General features: G+C 70.1%; 26 protein-coding genes. 6 read left to right on the top strand and 20 right to left on the bottom strand.

Features of this window, described 5'->3' with window-relative positions; translation table 11 throughout:
* Window positions 1–2: 2 nt before the first annotated feature.
* From P0Y48_01875 to P0Y48_01855, 5 genes are all read right to left on the bottom strand, one after another.
* Window positions 3–845 (bottom strand): SDR family NAD(P)-dependent oxidoreductase, encoded by an 843-nt coding sequence (locus P0Y48_01875; protein ID WEK13985.1) that lies wholly within the window; start codon window positions 843–845, stop codon window positions 3–5.
* Window positions 842–1,219, bottom strand: a complete 378-nt coding sequence (locus P0Y48_01870; GenBank protein WEK13984.1) for a DUF3054 domain-containing protein — start codon at window positions 1,217–1,219, stop codon at window positions 842–844. The genes P0Y48_01875 and P0Y48_01870 overlap by 4 nt, the downstream gene beginning before the upstream one ends.
* Window positions 1,216–2,127 carry a phosphodiesterase gene (locus tag P0Y48_01865; protein WEK13983.1) on the bottom strand — a complete coding sequence of 304 codons (912 nt, stop codon included), beginning with the start codon at window positions 2,125–2,127 and terminating at the stop codon, window positions 1,216–1,218. Before P0Y48_01865 ends, P0Y48_01870 begins: the two co-directional genes overlap by 4 nt.
* Before the next feature lie 77 nt (window positions 2,128–2,204).
* Window positions 2,205–2,537, bottom strand: a complete 333-nt coding sequence (locus tag P0Y48_01860) for a peptidase (protein WEK13982.1) — start codon at window positions 2,535–2,537, stop codon at window positions 2,205–2,207.
* Window positions 2,534–3,886: an inorganic phosphate transporter gene (locus tag P0Y48_01855; protein ID WEK13981.1), complete on the bottom strand. Its 1,353-nt coding sequence runs from the start codon at window positions 3,884–3,886 to the stop codon at window positions 2,534–2,536. Before P0Y48_01855 ends, P0Y48_01860 begins: the two co-directional genes overlap by 4 nt.
* Window positions 3,887–4,060: 174 nt before the next feature.
* Between P0Y48_01855 and P0Y48_01850 the strand changes: the two genes are divergently transcribed.
* Window positions 4,061–6,163 carry a S9 family peptidase gene (locus tag P0Y48_01850; GenBank protein WEK13980.1) on the top strand — a complete coding sequence of 701 codons (2,103 nt, stop codon included), beginning with the start codon at window positions 4,061–4,063 and terminating at the stop codon, window positions 6,161–6,163.
* Window positions 6,164–6,263: 100 nt separating this feature from the next.
* Here the strand turns inward: P0Y48_01850 and P0Y48_01845 are convergent, their stop codons facing one another.
* From P0Y48_01845 to P0Y48_01825, 5 genes are all read right to left on the bottom strand, one after another.
* On the bottom strand, window positions 6,264–7,178 hold the full coding sequence (locus P0Y48_01845; protein ID WEK13979.1) for a hypothetical protein: 915 nt from the start codon (window positions 7,176–7,178) through the stop codon (window positions 6,264–6,266).
* 295 nt (window positions 7,179–7,473) lie between these two features.
* Complete coding sequence (locus P0Y48_01840) at window positions 7,474–8,502, bottom strand: ATP-dependent 6-phosphofructokinase (protein WEK13978.1); 1,029 nt, start codon at window positions 8,500–8,502, stop codon at window positions 7,474–7,476.
* Between the two features lie 133 nt (window positions 8,503–8,635).
* A complete protein-coding gene (locus P0Y48_01835) occupies window positions 8,636–10,795 on the bottom strand; it encodes a DEAD/DEAH box helicase (GenBank protein ID WEK13977.1) in 2,160 nt (719 codons plus the stop codon).
* A 186-nt stretch (window positions 10,796–10,981) separates the two neighbouring features.
* A complete protein-coding gene (locus tag P0Y48_01830) occupies window positions 10,982–13,249 on the bottom strand; it encodes a heavy metal translocating P-type ATPase (GenBank protein ID WEK13976.1) in 2,268 nt (755 codons plus the stop codon).
* 41 nt (window positions 13,250–13,290) lie between these two features.
* On the bottom strand, window positions 13,291–13,503 hold the full coding sequence (locus tag P0Y48_01825) for a heavy-metal-associated domain-containing protein (protein ID WEK13975.1): 213 nt from the start codon (window positions 13,501–13,503) through the stop codon (window positions 13,291–13,293).
* A 72-nt stretch (window positions 13,504–13,575) separates the two neighbouring features.
* Between P0Y48_01825 and deoC the strand changes: the two genes are divergently transcribed.
* Complete coding sequence (gene deoC / locus P0Y48_01820) at window positions 13,576–14,292, top strand: deoxyribose-phosphate aldolase (protein WEK13974.1); 717 nt, start codon at window positions 13,576–13,578, stop codon at window positions 14,290–14,292.
* A 7-nt stretch (window positions 14,293–14,299) separates the two neighbouring features.
* Here deoC and P0Y48_01815 read toward each other — a convergent pair whose 3' ends face one another.
* From P0Y48_01815 to P0Y48_01795, 5 genes are read right to left on the bottom strand one after another with little or no spacing between them, the layout of a single operon-like run.
* The gene (locus tag P0Y48_01815; GenBank protein WEK14983.1) at window positions 14,300–15,259 is read right to left on the bottom strand and encodes a bifunctional riboflavin kinase/FAD synthetase; all 960 of its coding nucleotides are present in this window, start codon (window positions 15,257–15,259) and stop codon (window positions 14,300–14,302) included.
* Window positions 15,256–15,705, bottom strand: a complete 450-nt coding sequence (locus tag P0Y48_01810; GenBank protein WEK13973.1) for a hypothetical protein — start codon at window positions 15,703–15,705, stop codon at window positions 15,256–15,258. The genes P0Y48_01815 and P0Y48_01810 overlap by 4 nt, the downstream gene beginning before the upstream one ends.
* Before the next feature lie 43 nt (window positions 15,706–15,748).
* The gene (locus tag P0Y48_01805) at window positions 15,749–16,117 is read right to left on the bottom strand and encodes a hypothetical protein (GenBank protein WEK13972.1); all 369 of its coding nucleotides are present in this window, start codon (window positions 16,115–16,117) and stop codon (window positions 15,749–15,751) included.
* Entirely contained in the window at window positions 16,114–17,019 is a 906-nt protein-coding gene (truB, locus tag P0Y48_01800) for a tRNA pseudouridine(55) synthase TruB (GenBank protein WEK13971.1), read from the bottom strand. The genes P0Y48_01805 and truB overlap by 4 nt, the downstream gene beginning before the upstream one ends.
* Window positions 17,019–17,699 carry a uridine kinase gene (locus P0Y48_01795; GenBank protein ID WEK13970.1) on the bottom strand — a complete coding sequence of 227 codons (681 nt, stop codon included), beginning with the start codon at window positions 17,697–17,699 and terminating at the stop codon, window positions 17,019–17,021. Before P0Y48_01795 ends, truB begins: the two co-directional genes overlap by 1 nt.
* A 52-nt stretch (window positions 17,700–17,751) precedes the next feature.
* On the opposite strand from P0Y48_01795, the gene P0Y48_01790 reads away from it, so the two are divergent.
* Window positions 17,752–18,627, top strand: coding sequence for an A/G-specific adenine glycosylase (locus P0Y48_01790; GenBank protein ID WEK13969.1), 876 nt, complete (start codon window positions 17,752–17,754; stop codon window positions 18,625–18,627).
* Between the two features lie 63 nt (window positions 18,628–18,690).
* On the top strand, window positions 18,691–19,176 hold the full coding sequence (locus tag P0Y48_01785; protein WEK13968.1) for a flavodoxin domain-containing protein: 486 nt from the start codon (window positions 18,691–18,693) through the stop codon (window positions 19,174–19,176).
* Between the two features lie 6 nt (window positions 19,177–19,182).
* On the opposite strand, the gene rbfA is transcribed toward P0Y48_01785, so the two are convergent.
* The 4 genes from rbfA to nusA form a co-directional block, all read right to left on the bottom strand.
* On the bottom strand, window positions 19,183–19,647 hold the full coding sequence (rbfA, locus tag P0Y48_01780; GenBank protein ID WEK13967.1) for a 30S ribosome-binding factor RbfA: 465 nt from the start codon (window positions 19,645–19,647) through the stop codon (window positions 19,183–19,185).
* A gap of 172 nt (window positions 19,648–19,819) precedes the next feature.
* Window positions 19,820–22,570 (bottom strand): translation initiation factor IF-2, encoded by a 2,751-nt coding sequence (gene infB, locus P0Y48_01775; GenBank protein ID WEK13966.1) that lies wholly within the window; start codon window positions 22,568–22,570, stop codon window positions 19,820–19,822.
* 92 nt (window positions 22,571–22,662) lie between these two features.
* Complete coding sequence (locus P0Y48_01770; GenBank protein WEK14982.1) at window positions 22,663–22,914, bottom strand: YlxR family protein; 252 nt, start codon at window positions 22,912–22,914, stop codon at window positions 22,663–22,665.
* Between the two features lie 26 nt (window positions 22,915–22,940).
* Window positions 22,941–23,927, bottom strand: a complete 987-nt coding sequence (gene nusA / locus P0Y48_01765) for a transcription termination factor NusA (protein ID WEK13965.1) — start codon at window positions 23,925–23,927, stop codon at window positions 22,941–22,943.
* Window positions 23,928–24,028: 101 nt separating this feature from the next.
* On the opposite strand from nusA, the gene P0Y48_01760 reads away from it, so the two are divergent.
* Window positions 24,029–24,850, top strand: a complete 822-nt coding sequence (locus P0Y48_01760) for a DUF1206 domain-containing protein (protein WEK13964.1) — start codon at window positions 24,029–24,031, stop codon at window positions 24,848–24,850.
* On the opposite strand, the gene P0Y48_01755 is transcribed toward P0Y48_01760, so the two are convergent.
* Entirely contained in the window at window positions 24,835–25,899 is a 1,065-nt protein-coding gene (locus P0Y48_01755) for a TIGR00730 family Rossman fold protein (GenBank protein ID WEK13963.1), read from the bottom strand. The two genes, P0Y48_01760 and P0Y48_01755, sit on opposite strands and share 16 nt — an antisense overlap.
* A 144-nt stretch (window positions 25,900–26,043) precedes the next feature.
* Between P0Y48_01755 and P0Y48_01750 the strand changes: the two genes are divergently transcribed.
* Window positions 26,044–26,556, top strand: coding sequence for a pyridoxamine 5'-phosphate oxidase family protein (locus tag P0Y48_01750; GenBank protein WEK13962.1), 513 nt, complete (start codon window positions 26,044–26,046; stop codon window positions 26,554–26,556).
* The last annotated feature ends 81 nt before the right edge of the window (window positions 26,557–26,637 follow it).

The following is a 26,637-nucleotide window of genomic DNA, read 5'->3' as shown; positions in this document are numbered from 1 at the left end:
CCTCACGAGCCGGGAAGGCCGACCATCTCGGCGCTGCGCTCCCACAGAGTGGCCGCGAGGTGCGCGTCGGCGGCACGCGGGTGGGGCTTCGCGGGGCGGTTCCGCTCGTAGTAGGCCCCCGGCGTCCAGTCCCGACCGGGCACCCCGAGAGCCAGCCACGTCAGGCGCGCCCCTCCGACATCGACCGGTGTGAGCAGGCGACGTGAGAGGGGGTTCGTGTACAGCCAGCGCCACGGCCCTCGGGAGTCCGCGGCGAAACCGCTCGCGATCACCCCCGGATGGAACGCGACGGCCGATACCCCCGGACGGCTCGCCGATGCGCCGTGCCGACGCTGCAGCTCCACCGTGAACAGGATGTTCGCCAGCTTCGCGTTGCCGTACGCCGTCGTCCGCGAGAACCGACGGGTACCGTCGAGGTCGTCGACGTCGAACCGTGAGAAGCGCTGCGCGGCCGCACTGGAGGTCTGGATGACCGACGCTCCGTTCTCGGTCAGCAGGTCCTGCAGCAGCGCGGTCAGCAGGAAGGGTGCCAGGTGGTTCACCTGAAACGTGCGCTCGTGCCCGTCGATCGTGAGCGTGCGCTCGCCGAAGACCCCGCCCGCGTTGTTCGCGAGCACGTCGATCCGCGGGTGATGGGTCCGCACGTCGGCGGCGAGGGCGCGCACCTGGTCGAGGTCGGCGAAGTCGGCGACATACCGCGGTGCTTCGAGCGCATCGGCGACACGCGCCGTCTTGACGGGGTCGCGCCCGACGATGATCACCCGCTCCCCCGCGTCGTGCAGCTGACGCGCGGCGGCGGCCCCGATGCCGTCGCTCGCGCCGGTGATGAGGATGGTGCGACTCACGGGACCACCGTCCGCCGTGCGCGGAGCGATCTCAGCGCAGCCGCCAGGAGGCGCCAGCCCACCACGAAGAGCAGCAGCGTCAGGGTGGCGACGACGACGAACGCGAACGCCGTGCCCTGACCGCTGGCGGCACGCAGGAGCATGCCGCCGGTGACCGTCACCAGCCAGACGATGATTCCCGTCCGCCAAGGTGCGAGCGGATCCCGCCACGCGCGCGCGAGAGTCCAGCCGGCCGCGAGGGCCACGAGGAACGGCCATGCCGTCTGCGCGAGACCCGGGAGCACCGCCGACTCGTGGCTCGCACGGCCGACAGCGGCGAACGTCGTCACGAGCACGGCATCCGTCACGAGCGCGATCGCCGCACGAGCCCTCACGCGCTTGCCTTCCGCGAGAACGCGTCGAGCCGCTCCTCCGGGGTGAGCGCGGCCATCGCCGCCACCCACTCCGGCGAGAAGTACTCTCCCGTCGGCGCCTCGACCACCGGCACCACCGTGTGGGTGACGGCGTCGTCGTACACGTGGACGAGGTGGAACGACTGACCGGCATCCATCCCGTTCACCGACGCGGGAGGCCGTTGCAGGTTCATCGTGTAGCAGGTGGCAGCCGCGACACTGACCGGGATGCCCCCGTACGTGCCACTCATCGAGTAATGCAGGTGGCCCGCGAGGATCGTCCGGACGTCGGAGCCGGCAAGCGCCTCGGCCAACTCCGCCTGATGACGCAACTCGAGGATGTCGAAGAACGGGACGTGACTGGGAAGCGGAGGGTGATGCAGCGCGAGGATCGTCCCGAGCGGTGCGGGCTCGGCCAGCACGTCCCGCAGCCACGCCAGCTGGGCGTCGTCGAGGTCGCCGTGGTGCCAGCCCGGCACCGTGGAGTCGAGCGCGACGAGGCGGAGCCCGTCGAGGTCGAGAACCTGGGTGATGGGCTCCTCAGTCGCCGGCGATCCGAACAGACCCGCCCGCATGGCCGGACGCTCATCGTGGTTCCCCGCGACCCACACGACGGGCGCGTCCAGGCGAGCGGCGAACGGCTCGATGGTCTCTCGCAGTGCGCGGTACGCGTCGGGCTCCCCCAGGTCGGTGAGATCACCCGTGAAGACGATCGCGTCGGGACGGACGCCACTGCGCTCCACGGCGGCGAGGGTCGCGTCGAGGTTCGCCGCGGTGTCGTAGCTGCCGCCGAGCGGACGGTTGCCCGCCAACAGGTGGGTGTCGCTCAGGTGCACGAGGGTGCGACGGGCGGGCGGGTGCAGACCGAACTGCACGGGGGCGGCATCCATGTCCGTCAGCCTACGCGGCGGCGCCGACGGTCCCGGCCGAGCTCACAGAGACGTCGGCCCCGAGGAGGGGCACGAGGTCAGTGGAGGACGAGCAGGAGGAGTCCGCCCAGGACGGCGAGCGCCGACACCGCGAAGGAGCCGTAGGCCGCGATCAGCGCGAGCGTCTTCTGCCCCTCCGTCAACGGACTCTTCTTCGCGGCCTTCGCGGCCGCCTTGGCTGCTCGGTTGGCTTCCTTCTCCGTGATGATCGTGATCGCGTCGGTGAACTCCGCGGGGGCGACGACCGGCGCGCGGCCGGCACGCACGAGCAGTCGCAGGCCGAGCGCATAGAAGCCGACGACGAGTGCCGCGCCGGCCAATGCCGCCGCGAACACTTCAAGGAAGGCGAACCAGTCGATCGCGACGCTCACTTGTTCTTCCCCTTGGACTTCGTTCCGGCCTGACGAGCGCGATCGGCCGCGCGCCGGTCTTCGGCGGCCTTCTTGGCATCCGCCTTCGCCTTCGCCTTCCGGGCCGCCTTCTCCCGCGCCTCCTGCTCGGCCTTCAGCCGCGCCTGCTCGCGCAGGATCGCGCGCTGGCGACGCGTGGGCGGCGGGTTGCGCTTGACCTTGACGGCGTGCCCGGAGTCGGCGACCTCGCTCATCGCGTTGCCCGCGTGAACGGCGTCGCGGCGGGAACGCCAGAAGATCGCGAAGATGATGACCACGGCGATCACCGCGCCCACCAGCACACCCCAGATGGGGCCGAGCCAGACGACGATGAGGGCTGCGAGTGCCCCGACGGCCCCCGCGGCCGGCAGCGTGAGAAGCCAGCCGATGGCGATGCGGCCCACCGTACGCCAGCGGACCTTCGATCCGCGGCGACCGAGACCCGAGCCGATGACGGAGCCGGAGGCCACCTGCGTGGTCGAGAGCGCGAACCCGAAGAAGCTCGACGCCAGAATCGTGGAGGCCGTCGACGACTCGGCGGAGAAGCCCTGAGCCGGCTTGACGTCGGTGAGGCCCTTGCCGAGCGTGCGGATGATGCGCCACCCGCCCATGTACGTTCCGAGGGCGATCGTGAACGCGCACGCGAGGATGACCCAGAACTGGGGATCGGCGTGCTCGCGGTCCTGCAGACCGGCCGTGATGAGGGCGAGAGTGATGACGCCCATGGTCTTCTGCGCGTCGTTGGTGCCGTGAGCGAGGGCCACGAGGGACGACGTGAAGATCTGCCCCCAGCGGAAACCGTCGCGTCCGTCGGGCTTGTTGTCGTAGCGGCGCGTCGCGGCGTAGGCGATCTTGGTGGTCACGAAGGCGATGACACCGGCGGTGAACGGCGCGATCACGGCCGGGAGGATCACTTTGCTCAGCACCACGCCGAAGTCGATGGCCGTCGCGCTCATCGTGCCTACGAGCGTCGCGCCGATCAGACCACCGAACAGCGCGTGCGACGAGCTCGACGGCAGACCGAGGAGCCACGTGAGCATGTTCCACGTGATGGCGCCGATGAGGCCGGCGAAGATGATGGGCAGGAACGTGCCGGGATCGATGCCGGACTCGTTGATCATGCCGTGCGAGATCGTCTTGGAGACCTCGGTCGACAGGAACGCCCCCACCAGGTTCAGCACGGCAGCGAGCAGCACCGCGACCTTGGGCTTGAGCGCCCCCGTCGCGATCGGCGTCGCCATGGCGTTGGCCGTGTCGTGGAATCCGTTGGTGAAGTCGAAGAACAGGGCCAGTGCGATCACCAGCACCACGATGAATACTGCGGCTTCCACAGTTCGCTTTCCGTAGGAGATTGTGTGGGGATGCCGACAGAGCGTCGGCAGTGCGAACGAAGAGTTCACCGTGTGTTCATGATCCGGCAACCGGACGACAGAAATCTTCGCACATCCGGCAGGGAACGCAGAACCCGGGGCGCCCGTTCATATCGGGTCCATTAGCGTGGAACCGTGAGCACGTCGCAGCCTCCTGTCGCCCCGGCCCGCCCCACGACCCGCAGCCATCACGGCGACGACGTCGTCGATCCCTACGAATGGCTTCGCGCGAAGGACGACGCGGCGGTGATCGCTCATCTCGAGGCCGAGAACGCCTACACGGACGAGCGCACCGCCCACCTCGAGGGCCTCCGCGAAAGGATCTTCGACGAGATCAAGGGCCGCACGCTCGAAACCGACCTGTCCGTGCCGTCGCGCCGGGGCCAGTGGTGGTACTACGGGCGAACCGTCGAGGGGAAGCAGTACGGCATCCACTGCCGCGCCCCACTCGCATCGCCGGACGACTGGACACCGCCCGAGCTCTCCCCCGATGCGCCCGTTCCGGGCGAGGAGATCCTGCTCGACGGCAACGTGGAAGCGGCCGGGCACGAGTTCTTCTCGCTCGGAAGCCTCGAGGTGTCCGCCGACGGCACCCGCCTGCTCTACGGCGTCGACGTCGAGGGCGACGAACGGTACACGCTGCGCATCCGCGACCTCGCGTCGGGGACCGATCTCGACGACGTCGTGGAGAACACCTCGGCGGGCGCGTCCTTCTCCCCCGACGGTCGATTCGTCGTCTACACGACCGTCGACGACGCGTGGCGCCCCGACACCGTCTGGCTCCACGAGGTGGGCACCGCGGCCGATGCCGACGCCCGGCTGTTCCACGAGCCCGACGAGCGCTACTGGGTGGGCGCCGGATTCACCCGCAGCGACCGGTTCCTCGTCATCGACGTGGGATCGTCCATCACCTCCGAGGAGTACCTCGTCCCCGCCGACGACCTGCGCGCGGAGCCTCGCGTCGTGTGGCCGCGAGTGGAGGGCGTCGAGTACTCCTCCACCCACGCCGTGGTCGACGGTCAGGACGTGCTGTACGTGCTGCACAACCGGGACGCGCTCGACTTCGAACTCGTGCGGGTGCCGGCATCCGACCCGCACGCCGCCCCCGAGGTCGTCGTGCCTCACGTGCCCGGCCGGCGCCTGCTCGACGTGTCGGCATTCCGGGACTGGGGCGTCGTCGCGTACCGCCGGGAGGGCCTCCCTCGTCTCGGCGTGCTGGACTACGCCGCTTCCACCGTCGCAGAGATTCCCTTCGACGAGCCGCTGTACGCGGTCGGGACCGCGGGCAACCCCGAGTGGGCGCCTCCGGTGCTGCGCCTGGGCTACGGGTCGTTCACGACCCCCGGCACCGTCTACGACTACGTCGTGGCGACCGGCGAACTCCTGCTGCGCAAGCGGCAGCCCGTGCTGGGCGGGTACGACCCGCGCGACTACGGCCAGCAGCGCGTCTGGGCGACGGCCGACGATGGCACGCAGGTTCCGATCTCGCTCGTGTGGAAGCGTTCGTTCGGCGAGCCCGGCTCGAGCCCGCGTCCCGTCCACCTCTACGGGTACGGATCGTATGAGCACTCGATCGAGCCCGGATTCTCCGTCGCCCGCTTGTCGCTGCTCGATCGCGGCGTCGTGTTCGCCGTCGCTCACGTGCGCGGCGGCGGAGAGCTCGGTCGGCAGTGGTACGAGGACGGCAAACTCCTCGCGAAGCGCAACACCTTCACCGATTTCGTCGCCTGCGCCCGCCATCTCGTCGATGAGGGATGGACGACGCCCGATCGGCTGGTCGCCGAGGGCGGCTCGGCCGGCGGACTGTTGATGGGCGCCGTCGCGAACCTCGCGCCCGAGCTGTTCGCCGGCATCCTCGCCGATGTGCCGTTCGTCGACGCGCTGACGACGATCCTCGACCCCTCGCTCCCCCTGACCGTCATCGAGTGGGACGAATGGGGCGATCCGCTCCACGACGCCGATGTGTACGCGTACATGAAGTCGTACACGCCCTACGAGAACGTCCGAGACGGCGTCACCTACCCGCGCATCCTGGCGACCACGTCGCTCAACGACACGCGCGTGCTGTACGTGGAGCCGGCCAAATGGGTCGCGCGACTGCGCGAGGTCGGCGCCGACGCGCTGCTGCGCTGCGAGATGGTCGCCGGTCATGGCGGCGTCAGCGGACGCTACAACGCGTGGCGCCAGCGGGCCTTCGAACTCGCGTGGCTGCTCGACGTCCTGGGCCTCGCGGACTGACCCCGGACCATGTCCCACTTCGGGTGGACCATGTCCCACTTTCGGTCGTTCCCGGCGCTCTCAATCGACCGAAAGTGGGACATGACCGCCCTGGGCTAGGTCAGTGGAGCGGTCCGGCGCCCGCGCGGGCGAGCGCAGCGCGAACCTTCTCCACCGCGGCGAACCCATCTCCGTCGAGATGGTGCGACAGGATGCGGACCAAATCCACCCCCAGCGCCCGGACGGCATCCCACCGGTCCGCGTCTCGCGCGAACTGTCGAGCGTCCTGCGCGTGGACGCGGCCGTCGTACTCGATCCCCACCCCGAGTTCCGGGTACCCGAGGTCGAGCTCCGCGACGAACGTGCCACGCTCGTCGTAGAGATTCCAGGCCGTCTGGGGCTCGGGAAGCCCGGCATCCCGCAGGAGGAGCCGCAACCGGGTCTCCCGCGCCGAGCGCACTCCGGCTCGCACGTCGTCGAGGGCACGAGACAGGATGCCGTGGCGCACATCGCCCATCCGCGCCACCTCGCCGCGCAGTTCTGCGACGGTCACCGGCGGCCGGGAGCCGGTGAGAAGGAAGTCCGCGGCTGCCACAAGATCGCCGACTGTCCAGAGCGACCCGCACTGCCGCCACGCCCGCACCGGATCCTCGACGGGGAGTCCCGCCAGGTTTCGCACCGCGGAGCCGCGTCCTTGCAGCCGGTGGCCGGTGATTCCACGCGTACGGGGCTCGCGCAGCGGGCGATGCGCCGACACATGGAGGGCAGGCATGTAGGGCCACTCGGGCATCGGCGCCCCGTGCAGCAGGAGGGCAGTCTCGTGGCTGAAGAACTGGCCGTCACGGAGGCGAGGGGCATACGCGTGACACAGCGCCACGAGGCCCGCGGACTCACCGGTCCGCCGTGACCGCACGCCGTGGAACGGCCGGTCGAGCGTCCTCGTGCGAAGACGCCCGCGCGGAACTCCGGCAGCTGTCGCCTGGGCCACACTGAACGAGGTCGGCAGGGAGGAAGTCAGCGGCGTGCGGGGCGTCATGTCGCCCACCCTGACCGATAACCGGCAGCCGGCGAGGCTGAGTCACAAAGTCGGGGAATCGCTGCTACTTCGGCGCACTGTGGAGGAGCGCGCGGGACAGTCATGTCCCACTATCGGCTGTTCTCGACCTGCGAGAACAACCGAAAGCGGGACATGACTAACCGGAAGTGGGACATGCCACACCCGAAGTGGGACACGGCCGACCGAAACTGAGACATGCCACACCCGAACCGGGACATGCCAGACCCGAACGGGAACACGCAGCCGACGCGAGACCAGGCCCCGCGGCGGCGACTCAGCCGAAGAGGGCGGCGGCCTCTTCGTAGCGGTAGTGGGGCACGGTGTTCAGCTCGCCGAGCGCCTCCTCGAACGGAACCCGCACGATGTCGGTCCCCTTCATGGAGACCATCTGACCCCACGCGGCTTCGACGACCGCGTCGGCGGCGTGCAGGCCGAGGCGCGTGGCCAGCACGCGGTCGAAAGCCGACGGCGATCCGCCGCGCTGGATGTGGCCCAGCACGGTCGCCCGCGTCTCGATGCCGGTGATGCGCTCGATCTCGGGGGCGAGCACCTCGCTGATTCCTCCGAGCCGCGGACGGTTGAACGCGTCGAGCCCCTTGTCGGAGTAGGCCTCGTCCTGTCCGAGGAGCTTGAAGCCCTCCGAGACGACCACGAGCGGCGCGCGACCGCGGTCGTGCGCCTTCTGCACCTGGGCGGCGATGTCGTCGAGCGACATGGGCACCTCGGGGATGCAGATCACGTGGGCACCGGCAGCGATGCCCGAATGCAGGGCGATCCACCCGACGTGACGGCCCATGACCTCCGCCACCATGCAGCGCTGGTGAGAGTCACCGGTGGTGCGCAGCCGGTCCATCGCCTCGGTGGCGATGTTGACGGCCGTGTCGAAACCGAACGAGTAGTCGGTGGCCCGGAGATCGTTGTCGATGGTCTTCGGGACGCCGAGGACGTTGATGCCATCGCCGTAGAGACGGTTGGCGGCGGCGAGCGTACCCTCACCGCCGATCGCGACGATGCCGTCGATGCGGTGGCCGTAGAGGGTCTTGGCGATGTTCTCGGCTCCGCCCCGCGGTCCCTCGTAGGGGTTCGTGCGGCTCGTGCCGAGTATCGTGCCGCCGACCTTGGAGAGGCCCTTGACCTCGTGTCGCGTGAGCGGGAAGAAGTCGCCGTCGACGACGCCTCGCCAGCCGTCGCGGATGCCGACGAACTCGATGTTGTAGGTCGTCGTGCCCTTGAGCACGAGACCGCGGATGACGGCGTTCAGCCCGGGGCAGTCGCCGCCGCTGGTCAGGATGCCGATCTTCATGGAGAGATCCTTCAGGTGTTCGGGATGGAGCTGGTGGCGACGCTGCCTCCCTGACACTATCGTCGCTGGACTGCCCGTGCCACCACGCCCGCCGTCGATAACCCGAGGGACGACGGACGCGGTGCCACCGCGGTCAGAATGCGCCGAGAGCCTCGCGGAGCAGGTGCATGAGCGCCGACAGTTGCACCGAGTCGCTCGAGCTCGGGTCGACCTGGTCGCCGTCGAGCGCGCGCTGGGCGAGGCCCTGCTTCGAATCGATGAGCTCGGCGATCTTCGTGTCGATCGTGTGGGCGGCGATGATGCGCCACGCCGTGACAGGCTCGTCCTGCCCGATGCGGTGGACGCGGTCGATCGCCTGCGTCTGCTCGGCAGCCGTCCACGACAGCTCCGCGAGGACGACGTTCGAGGCCGCCTGCATGTTGAGTCCGACACCGGCCGCGGTGAGCGAGCAGACCGCGATCGCGACATCGTCCTCGCCGTTGAAGGCATCGATGGCCTGCTGGCGTGCGGGCGTGGTCTGGTCGCCTCGGATCGACACGGTGCGCAGTCCCGCGGCGGCGAAGTGCGCCTCCGCGGCATCCATCACGTCGATGTGCTTCGCGAAGAAGACCACCTTGCCCACCGAACGCTGCAGCTGCACGGCGTAGTCCGCCGCGAGCAACGCCTTGGCCTGGCCGATCTTGCGGACCATCGTGAAGACGTTGTCCGCGCCGGTGCCGGCAGCCTTGGACTCTTCGAGTTCGCCGTGGGCGACGAGGCGCACGATGTCCTCGTCGATGTCGTCGAGGACGACGCGATCGCCGCGCGCTTCGACGATCCGGCGGTACTTGGCGGCCAGGCGCTGTCCGAGCTCCTGCTCGGCAGCGCGGATCGACCGTCCGAACTCGTCGTCCAGCTCCACGGGCAGGTCCGCCACGAGCTTGTCGGGAAGGTCGGCGGCGACATCCTTCTTCTTGCGCCGCACGATCCCGAGCGAGATCACCGCGTCGCGGGCTTCCGGATAGAACGCCTTGTCGGCCGGCGTCAGCCCCGTCGCGTCGAGGCGCTGCATGAGGGTCGGACCGGGCTTCTCACCGTTGGTCCAGCCGAGGAAGCGCCAGATGGCGTCGAAGTCTTCGACGTCGTTGATCAGGGGCGTGCCCGTGAGAGCCAGCATGAGCGGATCGCGCACCTGCCCGCGGATGCGTCCCGCCAGTGCGAGGACATTCTGCGACCGCTGCGACGTGAGGTTCTTGATGAAGTGCGCCTCGTCGACGACCATGCCGCGCAGCCCGATCTCGCCGAGCCACGACAGATGCCGATCGAGCACTTCGTAGTTGACGATGAAGACATCGGCGAAGGCGTCGACCGTGTCGCCGTCGCCGTGGATGACCGTGGCACGACGCTGCGGAGTCCACCGCTCGACCTCGCGGGCCCAGTTCATCTTGACGACGTTGGGGACGACCGCCAGCAGCGGGTAGGCATCGGCGACGGATGCCGCGAGCACCGACTGGGCGGTCTTGCCGAGGCCCGGCTCGTCGGCGAGCAGGAAGCTGCGGTGGCCGAGGCGCACCGCCTCGAGGAAACGGGACTGGTGCGCCATGACCTCGAGGCCGCGCGGCGAGAGCCGGTCGAACTCGGGGACGGGCGGGAGGTCCATCGACGCGGCGCCGCCTCCGGCGCCCATCTCGAACGCCTTGTAGAGCGGGCCCATGAGTTCCCAGCCGTCCAGACGGCGGCGCACGTTCTCGACCGGCGCTCGAAGCGCGAGGTCGGGGGCCAGGAACGGGTTCGCCTCGCGACGCGCCTCGATCTGCGGCGGCACGACCTGCCGCTCGGCGAGAGCGGCGGGCACGACGGGCGCCTGGACCGGCGCGGCATCGGTGATGATGAGCTCGTCCTCGGCGAGGTCGGCGCCCGACTCGAGCAGCCAGTCCCGGCGCATGCGTCGCGCGACGGGAGACGCGGCCTGATCGACCTCGAGGAGCTGGATCAGCGAGGTGTCGCGTGCGGCGGTCTTGGCGAGGATCGTCGCGACGCCGTCGAGCCGCTTGAGCAGCTCGGCGCGTGTCGCGGCCGGGATCTCCGCCTCCGCTTTCACCCGCGCGCGCTCCTCGCGCACGAGGAAGGCGATGACCTGGAACTTGACCCGGTTGGTCGGGCCGAGCTTGCCGCGCTGCGCTTTGGCCTCGACCTCGCGCACCTTTCGGGCGAGGATCGGAATCAGGGGCGCGTCGTCTTCGCGACGCGCCGAAGAGCCGCGGCGGCGACGGTTCGACGACGTGGGTGCGGCAGTGGGTGCCGTAGTCGGCATGCTCCTCCTGAGCGTGTGGACCGGCGGATGCCGGTGCTGCCCGCTCGTACCGTGAACGGGCGGTCGTGTCGCGACGTGATGCCGCGGTGTGAGTTTCGGGTCTTCATACGCCGGCTGCGGGTACTCGCTTCTGCGAGCTGCGGCGACGACGGACGAAGGGCCCAGCGGTCATTGTAGCGTGATCGGTCATCCCGCCGCGCGGAGTCGCAGACTGTTGAGCACGACGAAGACGCTCGAAAAGGCCATCGCGGCGCCAGCGATCATGGGGTTGAGCAGCCCCAGCGCTGCCAGCGGCAGCGCGGCGACGTTGTAGGCGAAGGCCCAGAACAGATTGCCGCGGATGACGCGCATCGTGCGACGGCTCAGCATGATCGCCGTGACGACGGGAGCAAGCCCGCTCCCGGCCAGGGAGATGTCGCTCGCGTGGAGGGCCGCGTCGGTCCCGCCGCCCATCGCGATGCCGAGATCGGCGGTCGCGAGCGCGGCCGCGTCGTTGACGCCGTCGCCGACCATCGCGACGCGGCGGCCCTCGGCCTGAAGCCGACGGACCTCGGCGACCTTCTGCTCGGGCAGCACGCCGGCGATCACCGTGTCGATACCCGTCGAACTCGCGACCGCGCCCGCGGCCCCGGGGTTGTCACCGGTCAGGAGAACGACGTGCAAGCCGAGCTCGCGCAGGCGCGCGACGGTGGCGGCGCTGTCGGGCCGCACGGTGTCGGCCACGGCGATGACGGCGCGCACGTGGCCGTCCCACCCCGCCACGACCGCTGTGGCACCCGAGTCCTCCGCGACTGTCACGGCCGCCGCCACCTCGTCGGTGAGGCCGTTTCCGAGCATCTCTGCCGCGAACGATGCACGACCGGCGAACACAGCGCGCCCGTCCACGGTTCCCGTCACGCCGCGCCCGGCGAGTCCCGCGAACTCCTCGACGGGCGCGGGGGCCGTCGCCAGAGCGCCGAGCGCCCGAGCGATCGGGTGCTCGGAGGCGGACTCGAGCGAGCCGACCAGGTGGGCGACGACATCGGCATCCGTGTCTTCGACGGTGACGACCGAGGCGACGGTCATGCGCCCTTCCGTGACGGTCCCGGTCTTGTCGAGCACCACGGTGTCGATCTTCTCGGCGCCTTCGAGCGCCTCGGGGCCCGTGATGAGGATGCCGAGCTGCGCACCGCGCCCCGTGCCGACGAGGATCGCGATCGGTGTCGCAAGACCCAGCGCGCACGGGCACGCGATGATGAGCACCGCAACGGCGGCGGTGAACCCGAGGGAGACCGGCTGGCCCGTCACGATCCACAGCAGGAGCGTGAGGACGGCGAGTCCGATGACGATCGGGACGAAGACGGCGGAGATGCGATCGGCGAGGCGCTGCACGCGGCTCTTGCCCGCCTGCGCCTCCTCGACGAGCCGCGCCATGTGCGCCAGTCGAGTGTCTTCGCCGACAGACGTCGCCGCCACGACCAGGCGACCGTCGACGGAGATGGTGCCGCCGGTGACGTCGTCGCCCGCGGCCACTTCGACGGGGACCGACTCCCCCGTGAGCATGCTCTGATCGACCGACGCGCCTCCGCTGCGGACGCGACCGTCGGTGGCGATCTTCTCCCCCGGGCGGACGACGAACACGTCACCCGGTCGGAGCGCGTCGACGGGCACGCGGCGGCCATCCTCGAGCTCGACGTCCTTCGCGCCCAGTTCCATGAGGGCGCGCAGCGCCGCCCCCGCACGCCGCTTCGAGCGCTGCTCGACGAAACGGCCGAGGAGAAGGAACACGGTGACGGCGGCTGCCACCTCGAAGTAGATGAGGGAGGTCGCGTCGTGCGGAACGCCGAACAGCGTCACCTCGTGCATCATGCCGATGCGTCCGGCCGAGCCGAACAGCAGCGCCCACACGCTCCAGAGGTAGGCGGCGGCGGTGCCGAGGGTGATCAGCGTGTCCATCGTCATGGCGCCGTGGCGGGCGTTGGCGAAGGTCGCCCGGTGGAAGGGCCACCCGCCCCATACGACGATGGGGGTGGTCAGGACCAGCGAGACCCATTGCCAGGCGGGGAACTGCCACGCGGGCACCATCCCGAGGGCCACCACCGGCACCGCGAGCACGGCGCTCACGAGGAGCCGGGTGCGCAGCGTCACGGCCCCGGGTCGGTCCTCGATGTCGTGGGTGTGGCCACCTTCCCCATGGGTGCCGGGATGATCGTCGTCGTGATCCGGGCCGCTCGCCCGGCGCGGCGATCGCACGCGGCCGTCGTAGCCCGCCTCACGGACGGCCTCGACGAGGCGCTGCGGGTCGAGGTCTGCGGGGTAGGTGACACGCGCCGACTCCGTGGCGAGATTGACGGATGCCGTGACGCCCGCCACGGTGGACAGCCGCTTCTCGACGCGGGCGACGCAGCTCGCGCACGTCATGCCCTCGATGTCGAGGACGGCGTCTCGCTGGTCGGGACCGGTGGTCTGCGACATCCGTGGCCTCCCTGATGGTGAGTGTCGTGAACGGTGATGGGTCAGGCGCGACCGACGAGCGTGTAGCCCGCTTCGGTCACGGCCGCCGAGACGGCCTCGTCGCTCGGGGTTGACGCTGCGGTCACGGTGAGGGTGCCGGCGGCGACATCGACCGCGGTGTCGGTGACGCCCTCGAGCGCCGACACCTCGCGGCTCACGGCGGCGGCGCAGTGCCCGCAGGTCATGCCTTCGACGGTGTAGGTCTGAACGTTCATGCGTGCTCCTCACGGTTCTCGAACGATAACGATGATACCCCCCTGGGGTATTCCCAGGCGTACGCTGGCGGTATGCCCCACATCTCTGAGCGCGCGCTGGCAGCCACCCTCGACCACGCGATCCTCAAGCCCGAACTCACGCGCGCCGACGTCGACGCCGAACTCGACATTGCCGCCGAATGGGGCGTCTTCAGCGTCTGCGTGCGTCCGAGCGACATCCCGCACGCGGTCTCCCGGCTCGCCGAGACGGACGTCGCGGTCGGCACCGTCATCGGCTTCCCGCACGGCACCACTTCCACCGCCGCGAAGGTCGCCGAAGTGCAGCAGGCTCTCGCCGACGGCGCTGTCGAGTTCGACATGGTCATCAACATCGGGGCGCTCCGCTCCGGGTTCGACCACGCCGTCGTCGCCGACATCCGTGCCGTCGTGGCCGCCGCCGAAGGCCACGTGACCAAGGTGATCCTCGAGACTGCGCTGCTCGACGACGAGCAGATCGCCCGCGGAAGCCGCCTCACAGAGGCGGGAGGCGCCCACTTCGTGAAGACGTCGACCGGTTTCGCCGGCGGCGGCGCCACCGTCGCCCACGTCGCCCTCATGCGGGAGAACGTCGGCCCCGACGTGCAGGTCAAGGCATCCGGCGGTGTCCGCAGCTACGCCGACGCGTTGGCGATGCTCGAGGCGGGCGCGACCCGGCTGGGCACCAGCGGCAGCGCCGTGATCCTCGGTGAGGCGCGTCGCATCGACGCCGGCGGCGAAGCCACGGGCGCCGTGCACGCGTCGTCGTACTGACCTTCCGTCAGCCCGCGAGGGCCTTCCGCACGCGGTCGACATCGTCGGCCATCTGCACGCGAAGGGGCTCGATCCCCTCGAAGGCGACCATGCCGCGGATGCGGTGCGTGAACTGCACCTCGACGCGGTGGCCGTAGAGATCGAGGCTCGTCTCGTCGAGCACGTACGCCTCGACCTGACGGACGGGCACGTCGTCGAAGGTCGGGTTGGTCCCCACCGAGATCGCCGCGGGGTACTTCGTCACGGCTCGCGACGACGCGTCGACGGGACCCTGGTCGACCAGCCAGCCCGCGTAGACGCCGTCGGCGGGGATGAACCCCTCGGCATCCGCGGAGAGATTCGCCGTGGGAAACCCGAGTTCCCTGCCGCGCTTGAGCCCGTGGACGACCTCGCCGCGCATCGTGTGGGGTCGACCGAGCAGTCGGCCCGCACCCTCCACGTCGCCGGCCTCCAGAAGCGACCGCACCCAGGTGGAGGACACGCGACGCCCGGCACCCTGGACGTCGCCCACGACGTCGACCGAGAATCCCAGCTCGCGCCCCAGCTCGCGCAGCAGGTCGGGATCGCCCTCACCGCCGCGTCCGAAGCGGAAGTCATCGCCCACCATGACCGTGGTCGCCCCGAGCGCCTCGACGAGGAAGCGCTCCACGAAGGCACGAGCCGGTACCGCCGCCAGGTCGGCGTCGAAGGCGAGGACGAGGACGGCATCGACACCCTCCCCCGCCAGGAGATCGATCTTCTGGTCCAGGCTCGACAGCGGCTGCGGGCACAGGTCGGGCCGGAGGAAGCTCAACGGATTGCGATCGAAGGTCACCGCCACGACACGCGCCCCCGTGCCCTCGGCTTCGATACGGGCGCGCGCCACGACGGCTCGATGCCCGGAGTGGACCCCGTCGAACTTGCCGATGGCGACGACGCTCGGCCCGAAGCCGGCCGGCACCTCGGACGGGTCGTGAAACACGATCACCACGACGATCCCTCCTCGACCAGCGCGGGCGGCGCTTCGGCGCTCTCCCGCCCTCCTTTGACCAGCCACCACAGGCCGAGCATCGGGAGTACCAGGGGCACCCAGAAGTAGCCGTAGCCGTAGCCCGACCACACGGTCGCGTCGTGCGCGAAGAGCTCCGGCGCCGCGAAGCTGAGCGTGCCCACGATCAGCACGCCCGCGAGCTCGAAGCAGATCGCGATCCACGCGACGAGGTACCAGCCGGGGGAACCCGCGTTCACGAGAGCGACGGTGGCGACGATGTAAACGACGGCGGCCGCTGCCGAGAGGCTGTAGGCGACCGGCGCGACCTCGAAGTCCTCGACGATCTGCACGAACGAGCGGCCGGTGGCGGCGAGCGCCATGATCGCGTAGACGATGACGAGCACACGACCGATTCCGGTCATCCGGGGACGAGGCGAAGACATGACTCGTCAATGATAGGCGGGGCCGGAGGGAGGTCGATTCGGATCAGCCCACCTGGACCGTCCAGATCACGTACATGCGCCACACCATGACGGCGACGGACAGCGCTGCGATCCCCATGATGACCGTGCTCCACCGACTGCGTTCCACGAGCGCCCAGCCGACAGCGAGCGGCGGGAGCAGCACGGCCGAGATCAGGTAGACCCAGAACTCCAGGAGGCTTCCGCTCGGGGAGTTCCCGGCGAACGGCGCCACGACGGCTACAACGACCTGTGCGATGAGCGCGAGCAGCAGCAGCGCGAGACTCCCGACGGTCACATCTCCCGGTCGCCGCCCGGCGAGGCCGGCGACGACGCAGAGCACGCCGGCTCCCGCGGCCACCGCGATCTGCGCGATCGTGAACCACAGGATCATTCGGCGGCCTCCTCGGGCATGTTCATGATGCTCTTGACGTCGTCGCCGCGAACGCCGACGATCCCCACGAGGCGGCCGTCGGGATCGAGCGCGGCGGGCGTTCCGGCGGCGATGCGTGCCGCCGCGCCGACGAGACGCTTGCCGTGACGGAGGTCGCGCGCCTCGTCCGACGAGACCGCCAAGACGCCGAGCACAGAGCCGGCCACCTCCGCCGCTGCGCGGAGCGGGATGTCCGGCACGATCTCGGTCGCGGCGTCGGAGACCTCGAACGGACCGATCCGCGTGCGTCGTAGCGCCGTCAGATGGCCGCCGACGCCGAGACCGGCGCCGAGGTCGCGGGCGAGCGCACGAATGTAGGTGCCGCTGGAGCAGTCGACGACGACGTCCAGGTCGAGGATGCCGGCGGTGCGGCGTGCGGTGAGTGCCTCGAAGCGTGACACGGTCACTTCGCGAGCCCGCAATTCGACCTGCTCCCCCGCGCGTGCCAGGTCGTAGGCCCGGCGTCCGCCGACCTTGATGGCCGACACGGTGCTCGGCACCTGGGAGATGCGCCCGGTCAGCGCACGGATGCCGTCGGCCACCTGCGCGTCGGTCACGGCATCCACGCGTGCGGAGTCGGCGCGCGCCGTCTCCACACCGTCGGCGTCGTCGGAATCGGTGGCCACGCCGAGGCGGATCGTCGCGGCGTAGGTCTTGTCGAGCCCGACGAGGTAGGTGAGGAGCCGTGTCGCGCCGCCCACTCCCAGCACGAGGAGGCCCGTGGCCATCGGGTCCAGTGTGCCCGCGTGCCCGATCTTCCGGGTCGCCAGCGCACGCCGGGCGCGAGCGACGACGTCGTGACTGGTCATGCCCCCGGGCTTGTCTACGAGGAGGATGCCCTGCGGGGCGGGTGCAGCCGCCATCAGCAGAAGTCCTGGAAGGTGCGCCGGGGTGCGGCCGGGTCGGTGTTGTCGACGATCGCCGAGGCAGCGGCGCGCGGATTCGCCTCCCGCAGGTACAGCTCCTGCCCGACGCGGTAGCGCCGATTGCGCTCGGATGCCGGGTCGGGATCAGAGCCGTCGCGGGCCGCCATGCGCTCGTATCGCACGTCGAGCGGAGCATCGAGCCACACGGACCAGTGCCAGATTCCGCGTAGCTCCGGCCGGTGGAGGAAGATCCCGTCGACGATGAGGACGGCGTCGCGCGGGGCGGTGACCCACTCGGAGGCGACTGGTTCGTCGCGCGTCACGTCGAAGGCGGCGAGCTGGAAGCCCGTGTCGGCGACGGCTCCCGATCGGAACGGGTCGACGAGCACGCGGCGGAAAGTGGCGTAGTCGTAGGAGTCGGCGTAGAACCCCTCAGGCGAGGTGCGACCGCGCGCGTAGCGTTCCTGCCGGGGACGGTGGAAGCCGTCGATCGATGCGCGGAAGACCGCACTCCCGTCTTCGGCGAACACAGTGGCGAGGTTGTCGGCGAAACGGGTCTTGCCCGCACCGTCTTCCCCGTCGACGGCGACCATCACACGCCCCCGCGGATAGTCGCGACGCACCTCGTCACGCAACGAACGCCAGAGCGTGGAGGCGGGGGTGACCGGCAGACGCATGCGTCCAGCCTACGGCGCGGAGGCGGAGCCCTGAGCGACGTAGGCTGAGCGGGTGCCCGACCTCGCGACCCCGCTGCTGGCGTGGTATCGCACCCACGCGAGGGAACTGCCGTGGCGCGAGCACGGGTTCGGCGCGTGGGGCATTCTGGTCAGCGAGTTCATGCTCCAGCAGACGCCCGTCGCCCGGGTGATCCCGCACCTGGAGGCCTGGCTCGCACGCTGGCCCACGGCCGCACACCTCGCCGCCGCCGCACCGGCCGACGCGGTGCAGCAATGGGCGAACCTCGGGTACCCCCGACGGGCGCTGTGGCTTCACCGTGCCGCTGTGGAGATCCGCGATCGTCACGACGGCGAGGTCCCGCGTGACGTCGATGCCCTCCTGGCGCTCACGGGGATCGGCGACTACACGGCACGCGCGGTGGCGGTGTTCGCCTTCGGCGACCGGCATCCTGTCGTCGACACGAACACGAGACGCGTGCTCGCGCGCGCCGTCGACGGTCGCTCCCAGCCCGGACCACCCGCGAAGAGCGATCTCGCTGCCATGGATGCCATCCTCCCCGACGACGATGTCGCCGCGGCCGGCGTGAATGCGGCCGCGATGGAGCTCGGCGCCACGGTCTGCACCGCGCGGTCACCGCGCTGCGAGCGCTGTCCGCTCGCCGATCGCTGTGCGTGGCGGGCCGCCGGCTACCCGGACACGGGCGATACCCGCCGCCGCCAGGCGCGTTACGAGGGCAGTGATCGGCAGGCGCGCGGGGCGCTGCTGCGCGTGCTCCGCGAGGCCGCGCCGGAGCCGGTGGACCTGAAGGGTGTCCTCGCCGACTGGCCCGATGCCGCGCAGCGCGATCGCGCGATCGACTCCCTCGTTGCGGACGGCCTGGCCGAGGCGCTTCACGGTCGGCTCCGCCTTCCCCTCGGCCCCTCCTGAGCCCGGGCTTTTCACGGGCCGGCGGCCGGCGGGCACACCCGGTCCGAGCCTAGAGTGCGCACCATGAACAGCCTCATCGTGTTCGAGTCGCAGTACGGCAACACCGAGCGCGTCGCACGCGCCATCGCGAGCGGTCTGGGCGAGAGCGGCCAGGTCGGCCTGGTGGCCGTGGACGACGCCCCCGATACCCTGCCCGACGACGTCGATCTCCTGGTCATCGGCGGCCCGACGCATGCGTTCTCGCTGTCGCGCCCCGAGACGAGGGCGTCGGCTGCGAACGACGGCGCTCCCGGAACGGGTCGCGGTGTGCGCGAATGGCTTCACGGGCTGCCGACGCCTCTGCCCGTGCCGCGCGTGGTGACCTTCTCCACACGGCAGGGACACTCGTTCGTCTCGGGGTCGGCGGCCAAGTCAGCCGCGAAAGCGCTCCGAGCTCACGACACCGTGGCGCGCGACGTCGAAGACTTCTTCGTGATCACGAAGGCCGGCCCCCTGGAGGAGGGCGAGCTGGAACGCGCTCAGGAGTGGGGCCGTCGGCTGGGCCGATGACGCTCCTTAGTCCTCGTCGTCCTCGTCGTCGTCGTCGGAGTCGTCGGCGTCTTCGTCGCGCGGCTTGACGTACGGGTCGGCGTCGCCGGCGTAGTGCGCTTCGCTCGCGAGACCGGCGACGGCGGCGTCGCGCTCGCGCGCCTCACGCAGCAGGTCTTCGATGTGACCCGCGTTCTCCGGCAGGGCGTCGTGGATGAACTCCAACGTCGGGGTGAGCCGGATGCCGAGGCGGCGCCCGACCTCGCTGCGGAGCATGCCCGTCGCCGAAGCGAGCGCTGCCGCAGAGTCGGCGCGCTCCTGGTCGCTCCCGTAGACCGTGTAGAACACGGAAGCGTGCTGCAGGTCACCCGTGACGCGCACGTCGGTGATCGTCACGAACCCGAGCCGCGGGTCGCGCAGCCCCTTGTCGAGACGTTCCGCGATGAGCACCCGGATGCGGTCGGCCAGTCGTGCCTGTCGTTCCGAACTCATGTCCTTCTCCTCTGCTTTACCCCTCGCCACACGGCGGGATGGGCGCGGCCCCCGTGGAGACGGAGGCCGGAGGACTCGGATGTCTCCCTGAGGCAATCGGGGCAGGGGCCCGCAGTTGCCGAAAGGAGACATCCGAGTCCGGAGGCCGTAGCCGCAGCTACGACCGAGACGATCAGCCGCGCGGCTTCTCGACCATTTCCGTGGTCTCGATCTCGTCGCCGATCTGGATGTCGTTGTACTTGCCGAGCCCGATACCGGCCTCGAAGTCCGTACGCACCTCGGTGACGTCGTCCTTGAAGCGTCGCAGCGACTCGATGGCGAGGCCATCGGCGAGCACGACACCGTCACGGATGACGCGCGCCTTGGCGTTACGCGTGATCGTGCCCGAGCGGACGATGACACCGGCGATGTTGCCGAACTTCGAGGAGCGGAACACCTCGCGGATCTCGGCCACACCCGACTGGACCTCTTCGTACTCCGGCTTGAGCATGCCGGTGAGCGACTGCTCCACGTCGTCGATCGCGTTGTAGATGACGGAGTAGAAGCGGATGTCGACACCCTCGCGAGCAGCGCGCTCACGCGCCTTCGCGTCGGGACGTACGTTGAAGCCGATGACGATCGCGTTGTCGATCGTCGCGAGGTTCACGTCGGACTCGGTGATCGCACCGACGCCGCGGTGGATGATGCGCAGCTGCACCGAGTCGTCGACCTCGATCTTGAGGAGCGATTCCTCCAGCGCCTCGACGGCACCGGAGACATCACCCTTGATGATGAGGTTGAGCGACTCGACCTTGCCCTCTTCGAGAGCACGCGTGAAGTCCTCGAGCGAGATGCGCTTGCGGGCCTTCGCCAGCTGAGCGTTGCGCTCGGCAGCCTCGCGCTTCTCAGCGATCTGACGCGCCGTGCGATCTTCCTCGGTGACGATGAAGGTGTCGCCGGCTCGCGGCACGGAGTTCAGTCCCTGCACCTGCACGGGACGCGACGGGTAGGCCTCCTCGACCGGGTCGCCGTTCTCGTCGATCATGGCGCGCACGCGGCCGTAGGCGGTGCCCGCGACGATCGCATCGCCTACCCGGAGGGTTCCGGACTGGATGAGGACGGTCGCCACCGAACCGCGGCCCTTGTCGAGCTTCGCTTCGATCGCGACGCCTCGCGCCGCCTTGTTCGGGTTGGCCGTGAGGTCGAGACCGGCGTCGGCGGTGAGCAGCACGGCGTCCAGAAGGTCCTGGATGCCGATGCCCTGACGGGCCGAGACGTCGACGAACATGACGTCGCCGCCGTACTCCTCGGCCACAAGGCCGTACTCGGTCAGCTGCTGACGCACCTTGGCGGGGTTCGCTTCGGGCTTGTCGATCTTGTTGACCGCCACGACGATCGGGACACCTGCGGCCTGCGCGTGGTTGAGCGCCTCGACCGTCTGCGGCATGATGCCGTCGTCGGCGGCCACGACCAGGATGGCGAGGTCGGTCACCTGCGCACCACGGGCACGCATGGCGGTGAACGCCTCGTGACCCGGGGTGTCGATGAAGGTGATGGCGCGCTCGATACCCTCGTGCTCGGTCCATACCTGGTACGCACCGATGTGCTGCGTGATGCCGCCCGCTTCGCCCGCCACGACGTTGGTCTGACGGATCGCGTCGAGAAGGCGCGTCTTACCGTGGTCGACGTGACCCATGACGGTCACGACGGGAGGCCGGATCTCGAGGTCGTCCTCGCTCTCCGCCTCCAGCTCGGCCTCGAGGTCGAGACCGAAGCCCTCGAGGAGCTCCTTGTCTTCGTCCTCGGGCGAGACCATCTGGATCTTGTAACCGAGCTCGGCACCGAGGACCTCGAAGGTCGCCTCGTCGAGCGACTCGGTCGCCGTCGCCATCTCACCCAGGTTGAAGAGGATCGTGACGAGCGTGCCGGGCTGGACGGTGTAGCCGTTCAGTGCTTCGAGCTTGTCGGCGAAGTCGGCGATCGACGCGCCGCGGCGCAGCCGGATGATCTCGCCGTTGCCGCGGGAGACGTTGACGCCGCCGACGACGGGCGCCGACCGCATCTCGAACTCCTGCCGCTTCGCCCGACGCGACTTACGCTGCTTGGACTTGCCGCCTCCCTTGCCGAAGGCACCGGCCGTGCCGCCGCCGGGTCCACGGCCGCGACCACCGCCGCCACCGGGACGACCGGCGAAACCGCCGCCGGGCGCACCGGCACCGGGAGCACCCGGACGCTGGAAGCCGCCACCACCACCGGGGCGACCGGGACCGCCCGGACGCTGCTGGAAGGGAGCACCCGGACGACCGCCGCCGCCGGGACGACCGGCGCCGCCGGGCCGCGGGGCACCGGGACGCGGGGCACCGGGACGCGGAGCCTGCGGGCGCGGGATGTTGCCGGGAGTGGGCCGCTGGCCCATACCCTGCGCCGAGGCGAACGGGTTGTTGCCGGGACGCGGGCCAGCGGGACGCTGCCCCATGCCCTGCGACGACGCGAACGGGTTGTTTCCGGGACGTGCGCCGCCGGGACGCGGTGCCGCGGGCGCCGCAGGGCCGGGAGTGGCCGGGCCGGGCGTCGCCTCCGCCGGAGCGGACGGAGCCGCCGGAGCAGGCGTCGGAGCGGAGGCGGCGGGCGTCTCCGCAGCCGGAGCAGCGGGCGCGGCGGGAGCCGGAGCGGACGGGGCGGGCTTGGCCGACGGCGCCGCGGGACGCGCGGGACCGGGCTTGGCGCCGGTGGATGCCGGGCTCGCCGACGGACGCGCGGGCGCAGCGGCGGGCTTGGCCGCGCCCTCTGCTTCGAGCGCCGCGCGGAGCTTGCGAGCCACGGGGGGCTCGATGGTGGACGAGGGGCTCTTGACGAACTCGCCGAGCTCCTTCAGCTTCGCGAGGGCGACTTTACTGTCGACGCCGAGTTCGGAAGCGATCTCGTGTACGCGTGGTTTTGCCACAATTCTCCTGTCTGGGGCCTACCCCGGACAGGGCAGACCGTTACGTGCGGACGGGTCTCATTTCGAGCCGTTCACTTTGAGTCCATAGCCGTTCAGCCGTTTCGCTGGTGGGTGGTTTGAAAGGTCTGCGTGTCAAGCGGGCCTGACACACGCAATGCTCGTCCGAAGGCGCGGCGCCGGATGGCGGTGTCCACGCACGCATCCGTGTCATGCACCCACGCGCCCCGACCCGGCTGAACGGCCTTCTCGTCTGCGACGAGCTCGCCGTTCCGGGCGACGACCCTCAGGAGTGAGGATCGGGAGGCACGCGCGCGGCATCCCACGCACGTTCGAACAGGTTCCATCCTACCCCCGTTGCCGGTCGTCGCCGTCACGACTCCAGGATGCTGTCAGGCTGGATGTCGATCTTCGCGCCGGTGAGCTTGGCCGCCAGGCGGGCGTTCTGCCCCTCCTTGCCGATGGCCAGCGACAGCTGATAGTCGGGAACGAGAGCGCGGACGGCCTTGGTGTTCGCGTCGAGGATGAAGCTCGACGTGACTTTCGCGGGCGAGAGCGCGTTGGCGACGAACTTCGCCAGCTCCGCGTCGTAGTCGACGATGTCGATCTTCTCGCCGCCGAGCTCCTCGGTGACGGCCCGGACGCGGCGCCCGAGCTCACCGATGCACGCGCCCTTGGCGTTGATGGCAGGGTCGTTGGCCTTGACAGCGATCTTGGTGCGGTGACCGGCTTCGCGAGCGAGCGAGACGATCTCGACGAGTCCCGACGCGATCTCGGGCACCTCGAGGGCGAACAGCTTGCGCACCAGGCCGGGGTGGGTGCGAGAGACCGTGATCGCCGGACCCTTCATCCCCTTGGCGACCGAGGTCACATACACGCGCACGCGCGAACCGTGGGAGTAGTCCTCGCCGGGAACCTGCTCCTCGGGCGGAAGGATCGCCTCGATCGTGCCGAGATCGACGTGGACCATGCGGGGATTGGGTCCCTGCTGGATCACACCGGCGACGATGTCGCCCTCCTTGCCGCGGAACTCCCCGAGGATCGCGTCGTCGGCGATGTCGCGCAGCCGCTGGCTGATGACCTGCTTGGCGGCGAACGCGGCGATGCGGCCGAAGTCCTCCGGAGTCGACTCCTCCTCGCCGATGACGACTCCCTCGTCGTCGAGCAGCGGGACGAACACGGCCACGTGGCCGGACTTGCGGTCGAGCACCGCGCGAGCGCCCTCGGGCAGCTCACCGGTCGGGGAGGTGTGCTTGGCGTAGGCCGTGAGGATGGCCTGTTCGATGATCCGCACGAGTTCCTCGAAGGGGATCTCCTTCTCGCGTTCGACCGTGCGCAGCAGTCCCAGATCGATGTCCACAGGTGCCTCCCTTTTCAGCTGTCCCGCCCCGGCGTCGCCGCCGCGGCATCCACACAACGTTACCCGATGCCCCGGGGGGCCGCGCGGGCTACCGTGAACGCATGACTTCGCCATCCGGCGCCGAAGGCGCTGCCAAACAGGCGGCCCGTGAAGCCCGCTCCTCCCCCGCACTGCGCCTGCTCGCCCGCGGCGGTTACGCCGCCAACGGCGTCGTGCACCTCCTCGTCGGGGGCATCGTGATCGCTGTGGCCGCCGGCGCCGGGGCCGACGGCGATCAGGCGGGGGCGTTCAAGGCGGTGGGAGCGGCGCCGGCGGGGTTCCTCGCTCTGTGGGCTCTCGCGCTCCTGCTCGCGGCGCTCGGCGTCTGGCACCTCGCCAACGCCGTCGTCATCACGCGGGGTTCCGACATCAAGAAGTGGGGGGTGCGGATCGGGGAGGGCGGACAGGCCCTCGTCTTCATCGCCCTCGGTGTCATCGCCGTCAGCGTCGCCCTGGGCGCCCGCCCCAACGCGGACGAGACCGCGCAGGACGCGAGCCGTGGAGTGCTGGCGATCGCGGGTGGACCGTTCCTGCTCGGCCTCGTCGGACTGGGGCTCGGCATCGGCGGGGTCGCCTTCGTCGTGATGGGGGTGCGGCGCTCGTTCCGCACGAAAGTCGAGATCCCGCCCGGTGCGGCGGGGAAGGCGGTCACGATCCTCGGCGTCGTCGGGTTCCTCGCGAAGGGCGCGGCCCTGGTGGCGATCGGCATCCTGCTCATCGTCGCGGCCATCCGCATCGAGCCGGAGGCGGCGGGGGGCCTCGATGGGGCGGTGCGCGCACTCCGCGAGATGACGGGCGGCCCGTTCCTCGTCGCGTCGATCGGCGGCGGCCTGATCGCCTACGGCCTCTTCTGCTTCCTCCGGGCCCGCTACGCCCGCCTCTGATCGGGAGGCGACGCCGGCGGCGCGCTCTCCCACGCGTTGACGGCCCGGATGAGGTGGAAAAGCTCGCCGACGCGGAACTGGTCGAAGTGCATGATCAGCCGCGGGAGATCGACTCGGTCGTCCTCCTCGACCTCGCGGCGCCGCGGCCCCGTGCGCTCGATGCGACCGTGCGTGAGCAGATGCGAGAACCTCTCGTTGAGATCGTCGATCTCGGCGTCGCTCGGGCGCGCCCGAAGCCGCAGCACGAGGCGATCCCCCATCCACCGCAGCGAGTCGTAGTTGCGCCAGAAGCCGGTGATCTCCTCGGCGGCGGCGCCGGCGGAGTCGGTGATCAGCACGCGGTCGAGATCGTCGGGTGAGATCACGCCCGACGGAATCAGGTGGTCGTCGGCGAACCGCTGCAGGCCCTGCCAGAAGTCTCCTCCCGTGGCGTCGAGCAGCACGATCGGCGTCGGCTCGGCCTTGCCCGTCTGCTGCAAGGTCAGCAGTTCGAACATCTCGTCGAGCGTGCCGAAACCGCCGGGCATGCAGACGAACCCGCTCGATTCCTTCACGAGCATGAGCTTGCGGGTGAAGAAGTACTTCATCGCGACGTTGCGCGCGCTCGCGGCGACGATCGCGTTGGGCTTCTCCTCGAACGGCAGCCGGATCGACACCCCCAGGGAGTTGTCGGGGCCCGCGCCCTCGGCGGCGGCCTGCATGATCCCCGGTCCGGCGCCGGTCACCACCATCCAGCCGCGGCTGGCGAGTTCCCGCGCCAGCTCCACCGTGCGCAGGTAGAGCGGATCGTCCGGGCGTGTGCGCGCGGATCCGAAGACCGTCACCTTGGGGACGTCGCGGTAGGGAGCGAAGAGACGGAAGGCGAGACGCATCTCGGACAGTGCCGCGGAGGTGATCTTGAGGTCGAGTCGGCTGGTGGCGTCGAGCCCGAGGCCGACACCCGTCGCCAGGATGCGGGAGACGAGCTCGACGTCTTCGGTGATGCCCGCGTCGGCCAGCAGCGAGCGGATGTCGTCGGTGACCTCGGGCGGAATGGTGCTGTCCGTCATGGGCCCAGCCTGTCACGGCCGGCTACGCGACGACCAACATCCGGTGAGCAGGGTCCCGAGGTGCCGTGGTTCCGGTGCCGGGACGAGCGCATCCGCGCTGTCAACCCCCTCGGCCGCCCACGGGGATCGTGCGACTCTCCCCCCATGAGTGACACTGACAACGAGCTGACCGGCCCCGATGCGGTGGCGCGCGCGAAGGAGCTCGTGGAGGACATCGACTTCACGATGCTGACCACACGGGACGATCATGGGCACCTCGTGAGCCGTCCCATGAGCACGCGCGAGATGGATGCCGCGGGCGACATCTGGTTCTTCACCTCAGACGACACGAAGAAGGTCGACGAGGTCGAGGCCGACCACGACGTGGGGCTCTCATATCTCGACGCCAAGGGCATGCGCTTCGTCTCGGTCGCCGGCACCGCCCGCATCGTCCACGACCGCGCGCGCATGGAGGAGCTCTACACGCCGTCGCTCGACGTGTGGTTCGAAGACGGGCTCGACACTCCCGGCATCGCGCTTCTGCGTGTGACACCGCGGGAGACGGAGTTCTGGGAGCCCGCCCACGGCAAGGTCGTCATGGCCGCCGGGATGTTGAAGGCCCTCGTCACCCGGGAGACGCCGGACGGGACGATGCGCCACGGCCGCATCTCACGCTGAGCACGCGGCCTCGCCGGCTCCGCGACGTGCGCGCCTCGCCGTCGACTTCCGGCGCCGAGCCCCGTGCCGCTAGCGTGAAGG

The sequence above is a fragment of the Candidatus Microbacterium phytovorans genome (assembly GCA_029202445.1).
In the GTDB taxonomy this organism is placed as follows: domain Bacteria; phylum Actinomycetota; class Actinomycetes; order Actinomycetales; family Microbacteriaceae; genus Microbacterium; species Microbacterium phytovorans.
Note: the sequence above shows the minus strand (reverse complement) of the source record. Positions and strands in the feature narration are given on the sequence as shown.